Raw genomic sequence first — 20355 nt, 5'->3', positions numbered from 1 at the left:
GCAGCGCACGATAGGCCAGGGCGGGCCCGGCGTGGTGTCCATGTCAGAAAAGCCGTGCGATCGGCAACCGATTGCACGGGCGCGTGGCGACGCGTTCATCATGAACGCCCGTCGTTGCCATCGCGGCGCGGGTCAATCCTCGGGCGGTTGGCAGGAGTCGCGCACGATCAGGTGCGGGCGCACGCTGGCGATCTGCAGCGCGGCCTGGCCATCGGGCTGGATAAGCATGGCCGCGGCGGTACGCCCGGTGTCGCGGGTGTGGCGGCGCACCGAGGTCAGCGACGGCCACAGGCGCGAGGCCAGCGGGCTGTCGTCGTAGCCGATGATCGACAGCTGGCGCGGGATGTTGATGCCGGCGCGCAGGGCGACCTTGTAGATGCCGGCGGCCATTTCATCGTTGCCGGTGAAGATGGCGGTGGGGCGCTGCTTGCCCAGCAGCAGCTTTTCGGCGGCGGCCACGCCCGATTCAAAGGTGTAGCCGGCCTCGACGATGCGCGCCGGGGGCAGCTCGATGCCGCGCTTGGCCAGCGCATCGATGAAGCCGGCGGTGCGCTCGTGCGCCGAACGGTAGGCGCTCGGGCCGGTGACCAGGGCGATGTCGCGGTGGCCCAGCGAGAGCAGGTAGTCGGCCGCTTCGGCGGCGCCGTCGCGGTCGTGGGTGACCACCATCTGCGAGGTGTCGTCCAGTGGCAGCGAGGCGATGCGGGTGAAGCGGACGCCGATCTCATCGAGCATGTCCACCAGCGCCTGGTCTTCGGACGCACGCGGCACCAGGATCACGCCGTGCAGCTTCTGCTGCTGCACGAAGCGGCGCACCCCTTCGATATAGCCGGGGCTGCGCGAATCGCAGGGGTGCACCACCAGTTCAAAACTGGATCCGCGCAGCGCGTCCAGCGCGCCGTACTGCATGTCCACGATGTACTGCGCGGTGGGGTTGTCGTACACCATGCCGATCAGGAACGAGCGCCGGAACGCCAGGCCACGCGCCAGCGGATCCGGCGTGTAGCCCACCTCGCGCATCAGTGCTTCCACCTTGTCGCGGGTGTCTTTGCGCACCAGCGGCGAGTTGTTGATGATGCGCGAGACAGTCTTCTTGGACACCCCGGACAGGCGCGCGATGTCGTTGATCGTGGCGGCCTTGCCTTTGGTCAATCCGTGCGGCGACGGATCGGTTTTGCTGCGCAATGACATGTCGTTCAAACCGGGGATGAGTCAGGGGATTCTAGCGGGCAGCTCAATCGAGGGCGCGGTAGCGGAAGTTGCGGAACTCCACCTTGCCCTGGCCGGCGGCGTACAGGGCCGGCTTCAGGGCCAGGAACTTGCCCGCCACATTGTGATGGTAGCCGGAGACTTCCATCTGAACCGGGTACTTCTGCCAGGTTTTGCCATCGGTGCTGGAGTGGAAGGTGACGATATGGCGGTTGTTGGTCACCCGCAGCCACAGCGTGCCGCCGGTGGCGCTGGGGGCCAGCCGGGTGGGGCGCTCCTCGCCGTAGCGGTGCATGATGAATTTCCCGCCGTTGCTGCCCACGCCCACGTACAGGCGGTCGCTGTAGTAGAGCAGGGCACCGCCCACCGCGCCCGGGGCGACGTGCATTTCGACCTCGAACTGGTAGGCCGTGTCGCCGGCGATGGCGGTCAGCGGCGAGCTGTCGCGGGGGGTCTCGCCCTTGCCCTGCAGCACCATGCCTGTGCCGGTGAAGTCCAGCCGCGCGTACTCGTCCTGGGCCGGGTTGAAGAACGACCACTGCGGGCCAAGGCGCGTGCCGCGGAAGTCATCGGACAGCGCCATGCCGTGCTGGCCCGCCGAGGTACCCGAGGGCTTGGCCAGCGGCTGGCCGAGGTCGCCGCCCTTGGCCACGAACCAGCCATCGGCGGTCCATTCGATCGGCTCCAGCAGGGCCTGGCGGCCCAGCGTCCAGTACCCGTTCTCGTAGCCGTGGTACATCATCCACCAGCGCCCGTCGGTGCCCTCGATCACGGTGGCATGGCCGCGCGACCACCACGGCTCGGCGGCCGACCGGGTGCGCATGATCGGGTTGTTGGGCGCGTTCACCCACGGGCCGTGGATCGAGCGCGAGCGGGCGGTGATCACCATGTGTCCGGTGGGCGGGCCGGCGGTACCGCCCACGGCGGTGGTCATGTAGTACCAGCCATCGCGGAAGTTGATCTTCGGGCCTTCCTGCGCGTAGGCCTCCACGTCCCAGCTTTCCGGGTACTTCCAGCCGTCGTATACGTGCCTGGGCGTGCCGACCACGCTCAACCCGTCGTCGGCCAGCTGCACGTAGTCGCCGCCGCTGAGGAACAGGTAGCGCTTGCCGTCTTCGCCCACCGCGTGGCCCGGGTCGATGTACGCCCCCAGCCCGATGTCGATCGGCTCGCTCCAGGGGCCCTTGATGCTGTCGGCCCAGACCACGAAGTTGCTGCGGGTTTCACCGGTACGGGCCGGGAAATAGATGTAGTAGCGGCTGCCGTGCTTGACGATGTCCGGCGCCCAGATCGCCCCCACGTTCCTGGTGATGGCATGGCCCAGCGGCTGCCAGTTGACCAGGTCGCGCGAGTGCCAGATCGGCAGGCCGGGGTAGGCGTCGAACGAGGACAGGGTGAGGTAGTAGTCCTGCCCATCCTTGAGCACCGAGGGGTCCGGGCGATCACCGGCGAACACCGGGTTGAGGAAGGTGCCATTGCCGAGGTCGGCCTGGCGCTGGTTTTCGATCCCGCGCTTCCAGGCGGTGGAAGGCTCGGCGGCGTGGCCGGCGCCCGCCAGCATCAGGCAGGCGGTGGCGAAGCTGGCCAGGGTCGTCCTCAAACGCATCGTGTGTCTCCCTTGAACGTAGCGTGGGCCGGCCGCGCTCAGCGCGCCCGGGTCCCGGCAGTGCGCTGTTGCCAGCGCGGGTAGTCGGTGGTGATCAGGGCCTGCGGCCAGGTGCCGTACCAGTGGTAGCCGGTGCGGCGCTCGCGCGGAATCGCGTCGAAACGGGCCACCCGTTCGCCCTCGCGGTTGGCCAGCAGCACCGAACTGTCGTGCAGGTCGTGGAAGCGCCCCCACAGCAGCGGCGCGCCGGCATCGGCGACCAGGCGGCGGTCGACGGTGGTGCGATGGAACTGGAACTGCGCCGGGGCCGTCTCGAACGTCTCCAGCCGCCAGCCGGTCAACGCATGCGCCTGGAACCACGCCATGGCGGCGTTGACCGAGGCGACCACCGCCGGCGGCGGATCCGGGATCGACATCAGGTAGCGCACCACGCCCACACTCTCGTCGGTGACCAGGGCCGGCAGCTCGAATTTCCGGCCCTGTGCGGGCTGCAGGGTGGTGCGGTCGTACTGCCCGGCCCAGATCGTGGGCACGCCGTCCTGGCGCACCTGCAGGCGCAGCAGGCAGGCATCGCCGGCGGCCACGGCGGCCTGCACGCGGGCCCGCTGCCCGGCACTGACGAAACCGAACACCGGCTCGCGCAGCACGCGCCGCAGCGTGGTCAGCACCCCGCTGGTGACGTCGTCGGCGAAGGTGATGTGGCCGTGGTACGCGGTGCGCGATGGCACCGAATGCGGCCAGCCGCCACAGCTGTCGATCTGCTCGGCAAGGATGAAGTCCAGCCCGCGCACGGCCGCGTCGCGATAGCGTACGTCCCCGCTGCGCGCGAACGCTTCGCCCAGGTAGGCCACCTGGGTGTAGACGTTGCGGTTGTCGAAGCTGCCGCCGGGCGTGGCCTGGTCGGCCAGCGCCTGCGTACGGGCGGTGTCATCGAGGATGCGCTGCGGATCCTGGTTGACCGCCCAGCCGCCACCACGACGCTGCAGCGCGACCAGGTTGTCGGCGATCTGCCGGTACTGATCGGGGGAATAGCGCGGGTAGTCCGTGCCGTGCCCACTCTGCCAGTGGTTGATGCCGTCCTGGAAGCCGCGCAGCGGGATGTCCTGGCCCTGCGCCATCACGGCGCAGGGTAGGGCGATCCACAGCAGGACCGCGAGCCGCCGCACGCTTACGCGCGCAGCAGGGCGGGCAGCCACAGCGACAGTTCCGGGAAGAAGGTGACGATCAGCAGCACGCCGAGTGCGGCGAACCAGAACGGCCAGATCGAGCGCATGCTCTCGCCCACGCTGATCTTGCCGATCGCGGTACCGATGAACAGCACCGAGCCCACCGGCGGCGTCACCAGGCCCAGGCCACCGGTCAGCACCAGCACCAGGCCGAAGTGGATCGGATCGATGCCATAGGCCTTGGCCACCGGCAGGAAGATCGGCGTGCAGATCAGGATCATCGGCGCCAGGTCCATGAAGGTACCCAGCAGCAACAGCATCACCACGATCATCAGCAGCACCATGAACTGGCTGTGCGCGAAGGACCGCAGGAAATCCACCGCCGCCGCCGGCACCTCCAGGTACGCCAGCAGCCAGCCGAACACCGCCGCGGTGGCGATTACGAACAGAATCACACCGGTGCTGCGCGCCGCATGGGTCACCGTGCCCATGAACTCGCGCCAGTTGAGCTGGCGGTACAGCACGGTGGTGACCAGCAGCGCGTAGACCACTGCGATGGCCGCGCTTTCCACCGCGGTGAAGATACCGGCGCGGATACCGATGAAGATCAGCGCCACCAGGCCCAGGCCGGGCAGGGCCGACACCAGCCGCAGCAGCACCGCACGCCAGCCGGGGAAGATTTCCACGCCATAACCGCGACGGCGCGCGACCACGTAACCTGTGATCATCAGCGCCACGGTCATCAACAGCGCCGGCACGATACCGGCCGCGAACAGGTCGGCGATCGACAGCCCGCCGCCGGCCGCGGCCGAGAACAGGATCAGGTTGTGCGACGGCGGCACCAGCAGCGCCACCAGTGCGGCGGTGATGCTCACGTTGACCGCGAAGTCGCGGTCATAGCCACGCTTGACCATCTGCGGAATCATCGTGCCGCCCACTGCCGAGACATCGGCGATTGCCGAACCGGACACGCCACCGAAGAACAGCGAAGACAGGATCGATACCTGGCCCAGGCCACCGCGCATGCGCCCCACCAGCGACGAGGCCAGCGAAATCAGGCGTTCGGAGATACCGCCGCGCATCATGATTTCGCCGGCGAAGATGAACAGCGGAATGGCGATCAGCGAGGCCGAACCGGTACCGGCCGAGATCTGCTGGACCAGCACCAGGGTAGGCAGGTCGAGGTACCACAACGTGGCCAGGGCGGCCGCGGCCAACGCATAGGCCACCGGCACGCCCAGCAGCAGCAGTACCGCAAAAACGGTAAACAGGATCGTGATACCCATGGCTCAGCGGTCTCCCTCGGCAACGGTGTCGGCGTCGACGGGCAGCACGGCCTGCACCATCTGGTTCACGGCGAAGATCGCCATCAGTGCGCCGCCAATGGACAGCGGCAGGTAGTTGATGCTCTGCGGCAGGTTGGCACCGGCCGCCTTGATGTCCAGGCCATCCAGCAGCAGCACCGCGGCCCACCAGGCAATCACGACGCCGAGCACGGCCACCACCAGCGCGGCGAACACGTCCACCGCGCGGCGCAGCCCCGGGCGCATGTGCGCGGCCAGCAGGAAGAAGCCGAAGTGGCGGCGGGTATGTACGCCGGTGGCCGCGCCCAGGCTCATCGCGGTGGCCAGCAGCAGCAGCGTGACCGGCTCGGTCCAGCTGGGCGAATCGTTGATGACGTAGCGTGCGAATACCTGCCAGCCCTGCACCACCACCAGCCCCAGCAGGGCGATGACGGCGATATGGATGGCCACGTCGGCGATGACGTTGAGCACGCGCTGCGGCGCACTGACGATGACGGGGGTTTCGGAAGTCGGGTCGGACATCGCGTCGGGGCCTCAGGCGAAGTCGCGGATGCGACGGGTAAGCGCGGCCAGCGCCGGCTGCTGCAGGTACTGCTGCAGCAGCGGGTCGGCGGCCTTGCGGAAGGCCGGCATGTCCACGGCGTTGAAGGTGACGCCGAAGTCGGCCACGGCCTGCCGGGCAGTGTTTTCCGAGGCATCCCACTGCTCGCGCATCACCGTGACAGATTCACGCGCGGTCTCGATCACCAGCGCGCGGTCGGCCGGGGTGAGTGCCTCCAGACTCTGCCGCGACATCAGCAGCACGTCCGGCGCGTAGGAATGGTCGCTCTGCGACCAGTAGTGCGCGGCCTCGAAATGACGGCTGGAATGGAAGCTGCGCATGTTGTTCTCCGCACCGTCGATCATGTGCGTTTCCATGCCCGAGAAGGTGTCGCCCAGCGACATCGGGGTCGGGTTGGCGCCCAGCAGGCGCATCAGCTGGATGAAGATGTCCGACGACGCCACGCGCAGCTTCAGGCCGTGCAGGTCCTTGGGCTCCACGATGGGGTGCTTGGTGTTGTAGAAGCAGCGCGCGCCGGAATCGTAGATGGCCAGGCCGACCAGGTCGCGAGTCTCGAAGCCTTTCAGCACCGCGTCGGCGATGCCGCCGTCCAGCGCGCGGCGCATGTGCGCCACCGACTCGAACACGTAAGGCAGGCACAGCGCCTGGGTCAGCGGAAAGGCGTTGTTGAGTGCACCGGAGTAGACCCGGGTGATGTCGATGGCGCCGAAGCGGGCCATGTCGATCGCCTCGGACTCACGGCCGAGCTGGCCGGAGTGGTACTGGCGCAGCTTCAGGCGGCCGCCGGTCTTGTGTTCCAGCTGCTGGCCGATCCACTTCACCGCGGTGACGGTGGGGTAGTCGGCCACATGGACGTCGGTGGCGGTCAGCAGCTGCGCACCGGCCGGCGCGCTAACCGTTGACCGCGAACAGGCCGCCAGCGCAGGCACGGCAAGCGCGCCCAGACCGGTGCCAAGGAAACTTCTGCGAGTGAACATCTGCGCCCTCCCAAGCGGACTGTCCATGGCTGCGCGGTTACCCGGCAGCGATGGCCCTGCAGGTAATGTCGCCGTAACCGGCGAAACGGATCAGTGCCTGTTGGCCTACGGCAATGTCGTGGATGCCGGTGGCGTTGCCGCTGGCGATCAGGTCGCCGGCCTTCAACGGCCGCCCGCGCTGCGCCGAACGGCCCAGGGCGAAGGCATAGGCGGTACGCAGGCCACCGGGCAGCAGGGTGGCACCGCCGGTACCGACCACCTCGCCGTCGATGCGGGTTTCCGCACGCAGGTCGGCATCGTACAGGCGGGTCCAGTCGGCGATCTCGGTACCCAGCACCAGGCCGTTGTTGTTGCCGAAATCGGACACCACCACGCGCGGGCCGAGTTTGTTGATGGTGGCCAGCGGGCTGCTGGCCACTTCCACGCCGATGAACAGCCTGGCGGCCAGCGCCTCGGCTTCTTCGGGCGTCCAGTGCAGCTTGTCGGCCGGGGCGTCTTCCTGCAGCTGGATCACGTACTCGGCCTCGACCGCGCCGAAGCCGCCGACGAACACCGGAATGTCCACTGTTCCACCGGTAGCATTTTGCAGATTGCGCGAGAAAATCGGGCCCAGCAGGCGGTCATCGCCCGAGGCATCGCGGCGTTCGGCGGCGATGTAGCCCACTTTCCAGCCAACCACCCGGTCATCCCAGAGCGCGATGGCCTGGTCCTGTACCTGGTAGGCGGTCACCAGGTCGGCGGGGATCGTGCCCGGAAAATCCGGCAGGGATCGGCCGTGTTGGCGGGCGCCGACGAAGTGGCGGGCGATCTCACTCAAACCGTGGTCTGGCAGGTCCTGTTTGCCGTTGTCGTTGCTCAAGCGGGTCTCCCGGAGAAATGGTGCACTGCCAATCGACAGTGGCTGGATGAGCTGTATATGGTAAACCGGTGTCATTGGCAATGTGCAGCGCATCAGAGGCGCCATCGTCAGGCACGATCCGGGGTATACCCCAACTGGAAAGGACCGATGCGGATGCGCCGCCCCCTGTTGCTGCCGTTGTTGATGCTGCTGTTGCTTGCCAGTCCGCTGGCCCTGACCCGCGCGGCCGAACGCCCGGTGCCGGCGACCGAACCGGTGGCCGGTGCGCCCGACCGCATCGATCTGTGGCCGCAGGGCCAGGTCCCCGGCGAGACCGGCCCGGCCAGCGCGCCCAACGTGATTGAACGCAGCACCGACCCCGCGCTGCCGGACCGCTACATCGACACCATCAGCGCGCCCTACCTGGTGGTCTACCGGCCAGCGCGGCCCAATGGCAGCGCGCTGCTGGTGGTGCCCGGTGGCGGGTACCAGCGCATCGTGCTGGACAAGGAAGGTACCGCCCTGGTGCCGGCGTTCGTCGCGCAGGGCGGGGTGACCCTGTTCGTGCTGCGCTACCGGCTGCCCGCCGGTCGCAGCGATCGGCAGGCGGCGCTGGCCGATGCACAGCGCGCGATGCGGGTGATCCGCGCCGGGGCCGCGCGCTGGCAGCTGGATCCGGCACGCATCGGGGTGATGGGGTTTTCGGCCGGCGGGCATGTCGCCGCGCGGCTGAGCAACGGCTTCGATACGCCGGTGTACCCGCATCGCGATGCCACCGATGCGCTCAGCGCACGCCCGGATGTCGCGCTGCTGATCTACCCGGTGATCGACATGGGCAGCCATGCCCATACCGGCTCGCGTACGCGCCTGCTCGGGCCGCATCCGGACAGCACGCTGCAGCAGCAGTTCTCGATGCAGGACCAGGTCCGCGCCGATACCCCGCCCACGTTCCTCGTGCATGCACAGGACGACACCGTGGTGTCGGTGCACAACAGCCTGGTCTATTACCAGGCGCTGCTGCGGGCCGGCGTGTCCACCGAAATGCACCTGTTCCCGCAGGGCGGCCACGGCTTCGGCGTGCGCATCCCGCCCGGTTTGACCGTTGCGCAGTGGCCCGAACTGGCCCTGCGCTGGATCCCTTCGCGCCACACGGAGCCCGCGCGCCATGAGTGAGTCCCCCGCCGACCTGCAGCGTCGACGTTTCCTGCGCGACAGCGCGCGCTATGCCCTGATGCTGGGTGCCACCAGCCTGCCCGCGCTGCCGGCCTTCGCCGGGGTGCCCGGGCCGCGCCCTGACGCCGCGCCGCTGGCCCGGGTGCGCAGTGGCCGGTTGCGCGGGCAACGCGAGCAGGGGGTAAATGTGTTCCGCGGCATCCCCTATGGGGCCGACACTGCGCCCCGGCGGTTCCAGCCGGCGCTGCCCGAGGTGGCCTGGCGTGGCGTGCGCGATGCGCTGGACTACGGCAACGCCGCCCCGCAGACCGGCAAGGAAGGGCCGGGCAGCGAAGACTGCCTCTACCTCAACGTGTGGACCCCGGCGCTGCGCGACGGCGGCAAGCGGCCCATCGTGTTCTACATCCACGGCGGCGCCTACAACAACGGCTCCGGCAGTGACCCGCTGTACGACGGCAGCGCACTGTGCCGGCGCGGCGACGTGGTGGTGGTCACGGTCAACCACCGGCTCAATGTGTTCGGTTATCTATACCTGGCGCAACTGGGCGATGCGCGCTTTGCCGACTCGGGCAATGTCGGCCAGCTCGACCTGGTGCAGGCGCTGCACTGGGTGCGCCAGCATGCCGCCGAATTCGGGGGCGATGCCGGCAACATCACCGTGGTCGGGCAATCCGGCGGCGGCGCCAAGATCGCTACGCTGATGGCCATGCCGGCCGCGCGCGGCCTGTTCCAGCGCGCCTGGACCATGAGCGGGCAGCAGGTCACCGCGGCCGGCCCGCGGGCGGCCACCCAGCGCGCGCAGATCGCGATGCAGGCGGTGGGGGCGGCCGATGCCGACGCGCTGCGCACGCTGCCGATGGACGCTCTGCTGGCCGCCACCCGTGCCCGCGACCCGTCGCGCGTGGAGAACAGCAGTCTCTACGTCGGGCCAGTGCTCGACGGGCGTTCGCTGCCGGTGCATCCGTTCTGGCCGGAGGCGCCCGCGCAGTCCGCCGGGATTCCGATGGTGATCGGCAACACCCACGATGAGACCCGCGCCTTCCTCGGCAACGACCCGGCCAACTTCGCGCTGACCTGGGAAACGCTGCCGGCCAAGCTGGAAAAAGAACAGTACGTGGACCTGCTGCCCTCGGTGGTGATCGCCGAGTACCGCCGCCTGTATCCGCACTACACGCCCTCGGAGGTGTTCTTCGCGGCCACCACCGCCGGCCGCTCCTGGCGGGGTGCGGTGGAGGAACTGGAGGCGCGTGCGCGCCAGGGCGCCCCCACCTGGGCCTATCAACTCGACTGGGGCTCGCCGCTGGACGGCGGGAAGTTCGGCGCGTTCCACACGCTGGATATCCCGCTGGTGTTCGATACCACCGATCGCCCCGGCTCACGCACCGGTGACAGCGACGAGGCCACCCGCGTGGCGGCCACAATGAGCGAGGCCTTGATCGCCTTCGCCCGTCATGGCGATCCGAATCATGGCGGACTGCCACGCTGGCAGACCTATTCACTCGCCCGCCGCGAAACGATGCTGTTCGATGCCACCCCGCAGCAGACCAACGACCCGCGCGGTGGCGAGCGTCGTCTGTATCAGCAGGCGCCCTTCATCCAGCGCGGTACGTTCTGATGCGCGCGTCGATCTGGCTGCTGGGCAGCCTGCTGTTCGGTGCACTGGGCGCGGCGCACGCCGCCGCGGATCCGGCGGTGCTGGATCGTCCGCCCCCGACGCCGATCCGGGCCAGCAAGATCGTGCTGGTCGGCGATTCCACCACCGCCGTGCAGGGGGGCTGGGGCCCGGCCTTCTGCGCGCGCCACGTGACCTCGTTCCTGACCTGCACCAACCTGGCCCGGGGCGGGCGCAGCACGTACAACTACCGCGCCGAAGGCTCCTGGGTGCTGGCCGACGCGGAGATGCGCACGCCCGGTTACGCGCGCACCTGGGTGCTGGTGCAGTTCGGCCATAACGACCAGCCCGGCAAGCCGGGGCGCTCGACCGACCTGCGGCGCGAGTTCCCGGACAACCTGCGCCGCTACGTGCGCGAGATCCGCGCGGCGGGCGCGCAACCGGTGCTGCTGACCCCATTGACCCGCCGCCAGTTTGCCGACGGCGTGCTGATCGACGACCTGGCGCCCTGGGCCGAGGCGGTGCGCAGCGTAGCGCGCGAGATGGACGTGCCGCTGGTCGACCTGCACGCCCGCAGCCGTGCGGTGGTGCAGGCGCTGGGCCCGGTGGCGGCCATGCCGTTGGCGCAGGCGGCGGCTGCCCCGGCGCAGGTCAGCGCGGCGCTGGGCGGCACCACGGTGGGGGCGGCGCCCGTTGTGGGGGCACCGGCCGCACAGGACAACGCCGTTACCGAGCCGATGGGCCAGGCCAAGGTCGCGTTCGATTACACCCACCTGGGCCCGGAGGGCGCGGCGCTGTTTGCCACGCTGGTGACCGAGGAACTGGCCCGGCAGGTGCCGTCCTTGCGGCCGCTGCTGATCCCCTGATCGATAGGCATATCCCACGATTTTCTTAGAATGGATGGGTATTTCGGTGATCGTGAGGCGATTGGATGTGATTCAGATCAAACACGGCATTCACCGCGATGGCCTAGACTCAGGGCATGCAAGACCACAGCAATCTCTTTCCGCCGTTCCATGGCCGTGATCGACTGATCGCGGCCATCGACCACGCGGTGCAGCACGAGAGCCCGCAGCAGATCGCCGCCACCCTGCGCAGCGCGCTGCGCGAGGCCATCGCCGACAGCCGCATCCAGCTGCCTGCCTGCGTGCACCACCCCATCGAAGACCACTACGCCCGCCGCGAGCTGTACCGCAGCGCCGCGCACGGCTACAGCATCGTGGCGATGAGCTGGGGGCCGGGGCAGGGCACGCCGCTGCATGACCACAGCGGGCTGTGGTGCGTGGAAGGGGTGTGGCTGGGCCAGCTGGAAATCACCCAGTACCGGCTGCTCGAACGCGACGGCGAGCGCTTCCGCTTCCGCGCCGAACCGGCGGTACTGGGCGACTGCGGCAGTGCCGGCAGCCTGATCCCGCCGCACGAGTACCACACCATCCGCAACACCAGCGATGAAGACCTGGCCATCTCGGTGCATGTGTACGAAGGCGAGATGACCCGCAGCGCGATCTTCGAACCCGACGCAGGCGACTGGTACCAGCGCCGCGTGCAGGTGATGGAAACCGACGCGGCCTAGTGCCGCGCTCGACCCGCGGCCTGCGCCGCGCGCATCATCCGGTTCCCGCCTTTCGATGCTCCGCCATGCGTACGTTTCCGTTCCAGCAGGTCAATGTGTTCAGCCAGGATCCCCTGCGGGGCAATCCGCTGGCCGTGGTGCTCGATGCCCAAGGCATCGACGACGCACGGATGGCCGCGTTCGCGCATTGGACCAACCTGAGCGAAACCACCTTCCTGGTGCCGCCCACCGATCCGCAGGCGGACTACCGCGTGCGCATCTTCACCACGCTGGAAGAGCTGCCGTTCGCCGGGCATCCCACCCTGGGCAGCTGTCATGCCTGGCTGGCCCACGGCGGCGTACCCAAGAGCGAGGAGATCGTGCAGGAGTGCGGGATCGGGCTGGTGCGGATCCGCCGCAGCGACGCCGGCCTGGCCTTCCTGGCGCCGCCGTTGCTGCGCGGTGAGGCGTTGGCGGCGGACCTGCGCGAGCGGGTGCGGCGTGGCCTGGGGGTGGCGGCCGAGGACGTGGTGGACGCACGCTGGGCCGACAACGGCACCGGCTGGCTCGCGCTGCGGCTGCGCGATCGTGCCGCGGTGCTGGCGATCCAGCCGGACTATGCGCAGCTGATGGGCCTGAAGGTGGGCGTGTTCGGGCCGTGGCTGGCCAGCGATGGCAGCCAGGCCCAGTACGAGAGCCGTGCCTTCATCGCCGGCGATGGCGCACCGGAGGACCCGGCCACCGGCAGCCTCAATGCCGGCATCGCGCGCTGGCTGCTGGCCACCGGTGAAGCGGCGGACCGCTATGTGATCAGCCAGGGCACGGCGATCGGGCGTGCCGGGCGGCTGCGCGTGGAGCGGGTGGGCGATGCGCTGTGGATCGGGGGCGACTGCGTGACCTGCATCGAGGGCAGGGTCACGCTGTAAGCCATGGCAGCCGCGCATGGCAGGGGCGCTACCGGTCGAGCGTTACCACGTTGTTGCGCTGGGTCACCTCGACCGCGCCATCGGCCTGCATCACGCGCACCCGCCAGCCGCTGCGGTTGCCGGCCGGCAACGGCAGGCGCACCGTGGCGGTCTTCGGGAGCAGGTCGGTCGGTGCAGCCAGCACGGGAATGTCCGCCCGTGCCAGTTCACGGCCCCTGGCATCCTCCAGCACCGCCACGCCCGCGCCCGTGGCCACGTGGCCCAGGCTGTGCACGGTCACGTGCAGGTGCTGCCCGTCCACGCGCACATCGCCGCGGCCGATGCCGAGGTCGGCGCGTTGTTCGACCGGCGTGCCGGCCTGCACCAGCTCGAACTCGAACACCTGGCTCTGGCCCGGTGCGAAGCGCAACGTGGTTGATGCACTACGCTCCAGGGTGAGGTCCCGCGTGGTCATCTTGCCGTCGATGGCGTCATCGCCGTCGCGGTCCACGCCGCTGGTCATCCGCCATTGGCCAGCGGTGACATTCCAGGTGCTCATCTCCGCATCCACTGCGTGCTTGCCCAGGTTGTAGGCGATCACCTTGAAGCGGTCCGGCGAAGGCGCGTGCACCAGCAGCGCGACCTGCTCGGCGGCCTGCGGCTGGGCGAAGCGCCAGCTCACGGTGTGGCCCGGCCAGCTCTGGTTGCGCTTGAGCGCGATGCCGCCCAGGCGTGCACGCTGCAGGAATTCGCTCGGCGCCTCGACACGGTCGGACCACCAGTGGCCTTCGGTGTTCATGTATTCGCGCTGCGCCTTGGCCTGGATACCGTCGGCGTGCAGCGCTTCGAGGTATTTCTTGTCGCCGGTGGCCTGCCATGCCATCAGGCTGGCGAAGCCGGTGCTGCCACCGTCGGCATCGCTGATGAAACGCGGGTTCCACTCGGCGCCGCGCCCCAGTGCTTCGACATAGTTCTCGCCCAGGTTGGACAGCGCCCCCGGGCCACCGCGCTCAACGCGATAGTCCAGCGCCTTGAGGTACTTGTCATCGCCAGTCCAGCGCCATGCCGCCCAGAAGGTGTGCATGATGTCGCCGCTGCCCGAGCCGTTGTTGAGCTCGCCGCCACGGGTCTTGCCGGTGGCCCAGTGGATCTCGTTCGGTAGCGCCCAGCGGCCCTTGTCGTCTGTGTAGGCGTGGGCCAGGTAGCTGTCGGCCAGCCCGGTGACCAGCTTGCGGCCGGTCGGGTCGGCGTTGTACTGGCCCATCAGGAAGGCCGGGTGCAGCACCGGGAAGGAGTACGGCTTCTGCCACTGCCAGTTCGGTTCGCGGTAGACCTTGTTGCCGCCGAACCAGTTGCTGGAGAACAGCAGGTGCCCCTGCGGGTTGGGCAGGATGATGCGTTCGTCGAAGGCCTTCACCGTTTTCATCAGGCGCTCGACGGTGAGCGGATCGCCCCAGTTGAGGTAGAGCATCGCGCTGTTGGTGTTGATGCCTTCCTCGTAGGCATGCAGCTCGTCGGTCTCGATGGTGCTCAGGCCGTTGCTGAACATGCCATTGCGGTACACCGCATCGGACAGCGCGGTCAGCGAGGCGTTGAGCTTGTCCGGCTGCACGCCCATCAGCGCAAGGCCGGGCCACTGCTGGGTCAGGTCGGAGTCGTCGGAGATGCCGCCGCCGAAGTCACCGTAGGCGATCTGGCGGTTGTCGATCCACCAGTCGATGAAGCGGCGCACGTACTTGAGGTCTTCGGTCTGCGCGAAGGCCCACTGCGGCACGCCCTTGGGGGCCTGCGGCTGGGTGAAGGGCGGTTTTCCCTGGCTGTTGTAGCTGATGTAGTTCCAGTACAGGCGGCCGTTGATGTGGTCCGGGTCGACCCGCAACAGGTCGCTGAGGTCGGCGTAGACGCGCGCGTACAGGCGCTGCCGCTTGGACGTGGTGTGTTCTTCGACCAGGAACCCCCAGTTGTCACGCACCTGGTTGAAGCGGTCGGCGATGTGCTCCTTCTTCGCCTGCTCGCGGTCCTTGTAGACCATGCGGATTTCCGCACCGTCCAGCGACGCGGCGTTGAAGCCGGGCGCGGCCGAGGCGACGGAGATCCACAGGCTGTCGGCGGTGAGGATGCGGTCACGCAGGTCCAGCCACAGGGTGCGCTTCTGGCCCGGTTTGACCGACACCGACACGTCGATCATGTCGCGCGCCGGCCAGATCGGGTCCTTGATGCGGATGTTGAGTGGGATCAGCCCATCGTGGGTCGCCTGCAGGTCCAGCGCGGGCAGGTCGATGGCCACGCCATCCAGGCCATCGTGCATGTTCTCCCAGCTGTGCGCCCAGCTGCGGATCAGCGGCTGCGCGGCCGGTGCATCGCTGACGCCGGACGGAATCAGCACGTGCACGATCGGCAGCGGCTGCGCGGGCAGCGTGTCGGCGGCACGCCTGCGTGCGCCGGCGCCCTTGGGCAGCGCCATCACCGTGCTGCGTTCGGCCGCCGGGTAGCGGCCGTCGATGTAGTCCCGAAGTGCCGCAATGTTGGTGTAGTCCGGCAGGGCCTGGCTGTCGACCAGGTAGCGCTGCTTGACCGTGCCTTCCGGCTCGGCCGCGTCGCTGACCTGGTAGGCCCAGATTTCCTGGATCGGCGTTTCCTGTTCGGTATTGCGGAAGTGCAGGACGCCGCCGGTCTGTGCGGCAATGGCGTTCACGCTGCGCACCACGCCCTGCGGGCGCTGGAACAGGGTCTGCGGCGGCTGGCCATCGGCGCTGTGGCTGAGCCCGCCGAAGGCGGCGCCACGCACTTCGATGCGGTTGACGGTTTCACCGGCCGGCAGGGTCAGGTCCAGCTGCTGGCCGCCCTCGACGTAGGTGTTCCAGTCGGGCAGCTGGAAGTAGTCGTTGCGGCCGGGCAGGCGCGAGCGGTTGTATACGCCCGGCCAGGTGGTTTCGGCGATGCCGTCGGTGGCCTTCCACATCCACTGCTTGTGGTCTTTGGTATCGGCGAACTCGACCTTGCGGATCGTCGTGGTCGCGGCGGTCAGCGCCGGCGGCGGGCTGGCATCCCAGCCATGGCGGTGGCGCCAGGCGCGCATCGGGTCCGGCGCGGCCACCGCCGTGGTGGGGGCGGCGTTGCGCGCCAGGGCGGCCATGCCGGCCGGATCGAGCAGGCGGTCGTAGACGCGGATCTCGTCGAAGTCGCTGCCGCGCAGGAAGTTGTAGCGGCTCTGCACCTGGTAGGGCGCCATCACGCGCGCGGCCAGGCCCAGCTGATCGAGTGCGGCATCGTAGTCGGCGGTGGTCTCCTGGCGGGCGACCTCCTCGCCGTCCACGTACAGGCGCACGCCGTGGTTTTCGTCCCAGCCGAAGGCGATGTGCTGCCACTGCTGCGGCGAGGGGTTCTGGTCGAGCTTGAACGACACGCGCGTGCGCGCCAGGTTGGCATCGGTGACGAACGCATCGAAGCCGTGGCCGTTCCAGTCGATGCGCAGCCAGGCCATGTCCCAGCTGCTGTGGTCGGCATAGCCGACCCGGAAGATCACGAACGGTGCGTCACCCACCGCGTAGCGGGAGCGCCAGAAGAAGCCGAGCGTGCCGCGCTGGGCCTGGATGTTGCCCGGCGCGTTCCACGACAGTACGCCGTCGTCGGCCCATTCGATAGCGCTGCCGCGCGCCCCGTTCGGCACCCGCTTCACCTTGTCCACGAAGTTCGGTACCGGATCGCCCGCGGCGGTGTCGGCCTGCAGGCCCTGGTCGGCCGAGACGTGGAACAGCAGCTGCGGGGCGGTCTGCGCCCAGGCGGTGCCACTGCCCGCAAGCAGAAGGGCCAGCAGGCTGGCCGACAGGCGGGAGGGACGGATCGAGGGGGCGACAGGGCGATGCATGGGACCTTCCTTTCGACAGCAGAAACAGTACAGCGGAACCACCGGCGTAGCGTCAGCCGCTCACGGTGGCCTCCCGCCCCGGCACCGCGCCCGCCATCCCGGAGAGAAGGACGGGGACGGACGCGGTACAGGTGGCGGCAGGCCCAGCACGGTCAGAACTTGTAGCGCAGGCCGAGGTAGTACTGGCGGCCGGTGTGCGTGTAACGGTCCGGCAGCGACAGCGCCGAGTCGACGTAGCGCTCATCGGCGGTGTCGAGCAGGTTGATCGCTTCGAAGGTCAGCGAGAGGTTCTTGTTGACCTTGTAGGACATGTTGAAGTCCACGTTCTCCACGCTGTACTTGCCCTGCACATCGGCGGTGGCGAGCTGCTTGCCGTCCAGGTCCCATACGTTTTCCTGCGAGAGGATGGTGCTGATGTACGCGTCGCGGTAGCTGGTGGAGACGCGGGCGCTGAAGCGGCCATCGTCGTAGTACAGGGTGGCGTTGTATGAGTTCGGCGACAGGTTCAGCAGGTCGTTCTCGGTGTAGGTGGTGACGATGGTGCTGCCGGTGCCCGAGCTGAACATGTATTTGATCTTCGACTCGACGTGCGTGTAGTTGAGCTGCACGCCGAAGTTGCGCCAGAAGCCAGGCAGGAAGCTGAAGGGCTGCTGGTAGGAGACTTCGTAGCCCTTGAGCGGGCCGCCCGGGGTGTTGAAGTAGCTCTGCACGTTGAACACGGTGTCCGCGCTGAAGCCAGCGGGCAACAGGTCCAGCGAATAGCCCATGTCGGCCCAGGTGGTCATCAGGCGGGTGCGCTGCACGTAGCTGTCGATGTCCTTGTAGAACACCGCCGCCGACAGCAGCGCGCCCTCGTCGAAGTACCACTCCGCGCTCAGGTCGTAGTTGGTCGAGCGGAACGGATCCAGCTTGGGATTGCCCAGGTTGATCGAGTAGCTGCGGTCGTCATCGAAGTAGGCGGTGGGACCACCGCTGACGCTCGGCGACAGGTTGGACAGGGTCGGGCGGGCCATGGTCTTGGCCGCGCCGAAGCGCAGCACGAAGGTGTCGCTCAGGTCCCAGGCCAGGTTCAACGAGGGCAGCCAGTCGTCGTACTTGTGGCCGACCCGCGTGCCGACCTGCAGGCGCTCGCCCGGATCAGCCGTGGCGCTGGCCACGCCGAAGAACGGTTCGCACGCCGAGGACAGATCGTTCGCGTTGGTAGCCGTGCACGGCGCATAGCCATCGGCGGTGATGCGGGTCTGCACGTAGCGCACGCCCAGGTTGCCGCGGAACGCGCGGCCCAGCAGGTCGGTGTTGAAGTCCAGCTGCAGGTAGCTGCCGTAGCTCTTTTCGTTGACGTCGAAATTGTTGTTGGACGCGCCAAAGTGGCCCACGCTGGCCAGCCGATAGTCACCGCCCAGGGTGCCGGTGTTGCAGTTGCAGTAGATGTCCAGCAGGTTGGCGATCTGCTTGAAGTCCGGCACCAGCCACGCGTTGGGCAGGCTGCCGTCCATGCCCTTGCCGAAGCCGCTCAGCGAGCTGCTGAGGTCACCCACGGTGACCCCGTCGGGGAGCGCCTGCGACAGGCGCCCGTAACTGATGTTGCGGTACTCCTGCGTGCTCATGTCGTAGTCCTTGTAGGCCAGACCGCCGCGCAGGGTGAAGGTGGGAGTGATGACGAAGGTGAGGTCCACCTTGGCCGTGTCGAACGCGTTGTCGACGTACTGCGGGTTCAGCCGCACTTCGCTGATGTTGCCGCCGCGCGCGGTGCCGTTGGCATTGACCGGCGTGCTGCCGTAGCCCAGCCACTTCCAGTTGTCCACGGCGCTGAGGTCGAACGGGAACGACATCGCCGGCACCTTGCCGTTGCGCATGTCCAGCACGAAGCCGTCCAGGTTGCTGTTGTCGAAGCTGACCATCGAGAACACCGGCCGTTCGTAGTTCGACTCGGAATGCCCGACCACCGCGTCCAGCCGCACCGCGTCGTTGAAGCGGTGCTCCAGGTTCAGGCTGAACTGCTTGAACGCGGTGCTTTCTTCGATCGCGGTGGATTCGGTGCGGAAGTCTACGTTGTCGAACACGCCGTAGGTGAGGCGGTTCTGCGCGTCGGCCTGCGCCTGGCGCACCACGATCTGGGTCTTGCCGCCGTACTGCGCGGTGCGGTGCAGGTTGGCGCCGATGGAGTCTTCGCGCACGTCCTTGTCGAGCTTTGAATACAGGATGTCCAGGTTCAGCTGGGTGTCGTCGCTGACCTTGAACTGCAGCGCGCCGGTGACGCCCAGGCGCTCGATCTCGTGTTCGGTGCGGACGTAGCGCGGGTAGCGCGGGATCCACGCATTGGTCGCGGTCTCGTAGGCGGCGATGTTTTCCGCCGTGGCGGCGGGCCGGTCCAGGCCGGGGCCGCAGTGGGTGGCATCGATACCGTAGCTGCCCCAGCCGTTGCTGCGCGCCTGGTTGGCGGCGCTGCCGACACCGGCGGCGGTTTCATTGGCCAGCGGATTGCGCGGGGTCTGCGGGTCGTAGCCGACCGGGCTGCAGAAGCCGTAGGTGCCGTTGTTGGCCGCGGTGCTCTGGTTGGAGTTGCGGTAGTTGCCATGCTCCCAGCGGACCGGGTTGTAGCCTTCTTCAAAGATGGTGCGCTTGCTGTAGGCCACCGACATGAGCCCGCCGAAGCGACCGTCGGCCCAGGTGTTGCTGATCAGCCCGGAGATACGCGGGTCTTTGTTCCTGGACAGCTCGTTGTAGCCGTACTGGCCGCCAAGCGATGCCTGGAAGCCCTCGAAGTCGAACGGCCGCGAACCGCGCAGATCGACCGTGGCGCCCAGCGAGCCTTCGTCGGTCTGCGCGGACTGGGTCTTGTTGATCTTGACCCGGCTGAAGAGTTCAGAGGCAAAGGTGTTGAAGTCGAAGCCGCGGCTGCGGTTGACCCCGGTGGTGCCGCTGCCGGCGGTGGAGAGTGCTTCCAGGCCGTTGATGCGCACGCGGGTGAAGTCCGAGCCCAGGCCGCGCACGGAGATCTGCTGGCCTTCGCCGCCTTCGCGGTCGATCGACACGCCGGCAATGCGCTGCATCGACTCGGCCAGGTTCAGATCGGGAAATTTGCCGATGTCTTCGGCGTAGATCGCATCCACCTGCTCGACGCTGTAGCGCTTTTCATCAAGCGACTGCTGCAGGCTTTCGCGGTAGGTTGCCTTGACCTCGACCTTGTCCAGATCGACCGCGTTGAGTGCGGCGGCGGCTTCCGGCGTCTGCTGGGCGGCGGCGATGCCGGCGGTGCCCTGCAGGGCGAACGCGATGGCAACTGCGAGCAAGGTAACCGGTGTCTTTTTTCGTGGGAGCGGTCGATCCATCGTGTGTTTCCTTCCAGGGTGCGCCGCCATGCGAGCGTGATGGTGATGAGTCATGGACGTCCGGCCTCCCCGGAGCGTCTGTCGCGCATGTGCCGCTGTGACACCGTTGGTCATCCGAAACGTAACAAACCCCTCACGCGGCGGCATCTTGCGCCGCAGCAGCGTGCATGCAGTGACGGGTGTGGATGGCAACGACGGCGGCGCGCGCAGCCGGCGGCGTGAGTGCTCACGCCGCCGCTGGGTCCTGCCGG

The 20355-nt window shown here is 68.2% G+C and carries 14 protein-coding genes; 5 read left to right on the top strand and 9 right to left on the bottom strand.

Features of this window, described 5'->3' with window-relative positions; all coding sequences use genetic code 11:
* Positions 1-132: 132 nt before the first annotated feature.
* From GQ674_RS19885 to GQ674_RS19855, 7 genes are all read right to left on the bottom strand, one after another.
* Positions 133-1191: a LacI family DNA-binding transcriptional regulator gene (locus tag GQ674_RS19885; protein ID WP_128095341.1), complete on the bottom strand. Its 1059-nt coding sequence runs from the start codon at positions 1189-1191 to the stop codon at positions 133-135.
* A 43-nt stretch (positions 1192-1234) separates the two neighbouring features.
* A complete protein-coding gene (locus GQ674_RS19880; RefSeq protein ID WP_201290291.1) occupies positions 1235-2770 on the bottom strand; it encodes a family 43 glycosylhydrolase in 1536 nt (511 codons plus the stop codon).
* An 83-nt stretch (positions 2771-2853) separates the two neighbouring features.
* Entirely contained in the window at positions 2854-4011 is a 1158-nt protein-coding gene (gene pelA / locus GQ674_RS19875; protein ID WP_159498656.1) for a pectate lyase, read from the bottom strand.
* Positions 3984-5267: a TRAP transporter large permease gene (locus tag GQ674_RS19870; protein WP_159498654.1), complete on the bottom strand. Its 1284-nt coding sequence runs from the start codon at positions 5265-5267 to the stop codon at positions 3984-3986. Before GQ674_RS19870 ends, pelA begins: the two co-directional genes overlap by 28 nt.
* Positions 5268-5270: 3 nt before the next feature.
* Positions 5271-5807 carry a TRAP transporter small permease gene (locus GQ674_RS19865; RefSeq protein ID WP_159498652.1) on the bottom strand — a complete coding sequence of 179 codons (537 nt, stop codon included), beginning with the start codon at positions 5805-5807 and terminating at the stop codon, positions 5271-5273.
* A gap of 12 nt (positions 5808-5819) precedes the next feature.
* Positions 5820-6824: a TRAP transporter substrate-binding protein gene (locus tag GQ674_RS19860; protein WP_159498650.1), complete on the bottom strand. Its 1005-nt coding sequence runs from the start codon at positions 6822-6824 to the stop codon at positions 5820-5822.
* A gap of 37 nt (positions 6825-6861) precedes the next feature.
* Positions 6862-7683, bottom strand: coding sequence for a 2-keto-4-pentenoate hydratase (locus tag GQ674_RS19855; RefSeq protein WP_159498648.1), 822 nt, complete (start codon positions 7681-7683; stop codon positions 6862-6864).
* Between the two features lie 153 nt (positions 7684-7836).
* Between GQ674_RS19855 and GQ674_RS19850 the strand changes: the two genes are divergently transcribed.
* The 5 genes from GQ674_RS19850 (at position 7837) to GQ674_RS19830 (ending at position 12925) form a co-directional block, all read left to right on the top strand.
* Complete coding sequence (locus GQ674_RS19850) at positions 7837-8835, top strand: alpha/beta hydrolase (protein ID WP_236546133.1); 999 nt, start codon at positions 7837-7839, stop codon at positions 8833-8835.
* Positions 8828-10450 (top strand): carboxylesterase/lipase family protein, encoded by a 1623-nt coding sequence (locus GQ674_RS19845; protein WP_159498646.1) that lies wholly within the window; start codon positions 8828-8830, stop codon positions 10448-10450. Before GQ674_RS19850 ends, GQ674_RS19845 begins: the two co-directional genes overlap by 8 nt.
* Positions 10450-11313, top strand: coding sequence for a rhamnogalacturonan acetylesterase (locus tag GQ674_RS19840; protein WP_159498644.1), 864 nt, complete (start codon positions 10450-10452; stop codon positions 11311-11313). The genes GQ674_RS19845 and GQ674_RS19840 overlap by 1 nt, the downstream gene beginning before the upstream one ends.
* 116 nt (positions 11314-11429) lie before the next feature.
* Positions 11430-12020 carry a cysteine dioxygenase family protein gene (locus GQ674_RS19835; RefSeq protein ID WP_159498642.1) on the top strand — a complete coding sequence of 197 codons (591 nt, stop codon included), beginning with the start codon at positions 11430-11432 and terminating at the stop codon, positions 12018-12020.
* A gap of 65 nt (positions 12021-12085) precedes the next feature.
* Positions 12086-12925 carry a PhzF family phenazine biosynthesis protein gene (locus tag GQ674_RS19830; RefSeq protein ID WP_159498641.1) on the top strand — a complete coding sequence of 280 codons (840 nt, stop codon included), beginning with the start codon at positions 12086-12088 and terminating at the stop codon, positions 12923-12925.
* A 28-nt stretch (positions 12926-12953) separates the two neighbouring features.
* On the opposite strand, the gene GQ674_RS19825 is transcribed toward GQ674_RS19830, so the two are convergent.
* On the bottom strand, positions 12954-16772 hold the full coding sequence (locus GQ674_RS19825) for a LamG-like jellyroll fold domain-containing protein (protein ID WP_201290188.1): 3819 nt from the start codon (positions 16770-16772) through the stop codon (positions 12954-12956).
* A 152-nt stretch (positions 16773-16924) separates the two neighbouring features.
* The gene (locus GQ674_RS19820; RefSeq protein WP_159498639.1) at positions 16925-20104 is read right to left on the bottom strand and encodes a TonB-dependent receptor; all 3180 of its coding nucleotides are present in this window, start codon (positions 20102-20104) and stop codon (positions 16925-16927) included.
* Between the last annotated feature and the right edge of the window lie 251 nt (positions 20105-20355).

Origin of the sequence: Stenotrophomonas sp. 364 (genome assembly GCF_009832905.1) — a bacterium.
Lineage (GTDB): Bacteria > Pseudomonadota > Gammaproteobacteria > Xanthomonadales > Xanthomonadaceae > Stenotrophomonas > Stenotrophomonas maltophilia_AP.
The sequence above is the reverse complement of the archived record's forward strand: the minus strand, read 5'-3'. Positions and strand labels throughout refer to the sequence as shown.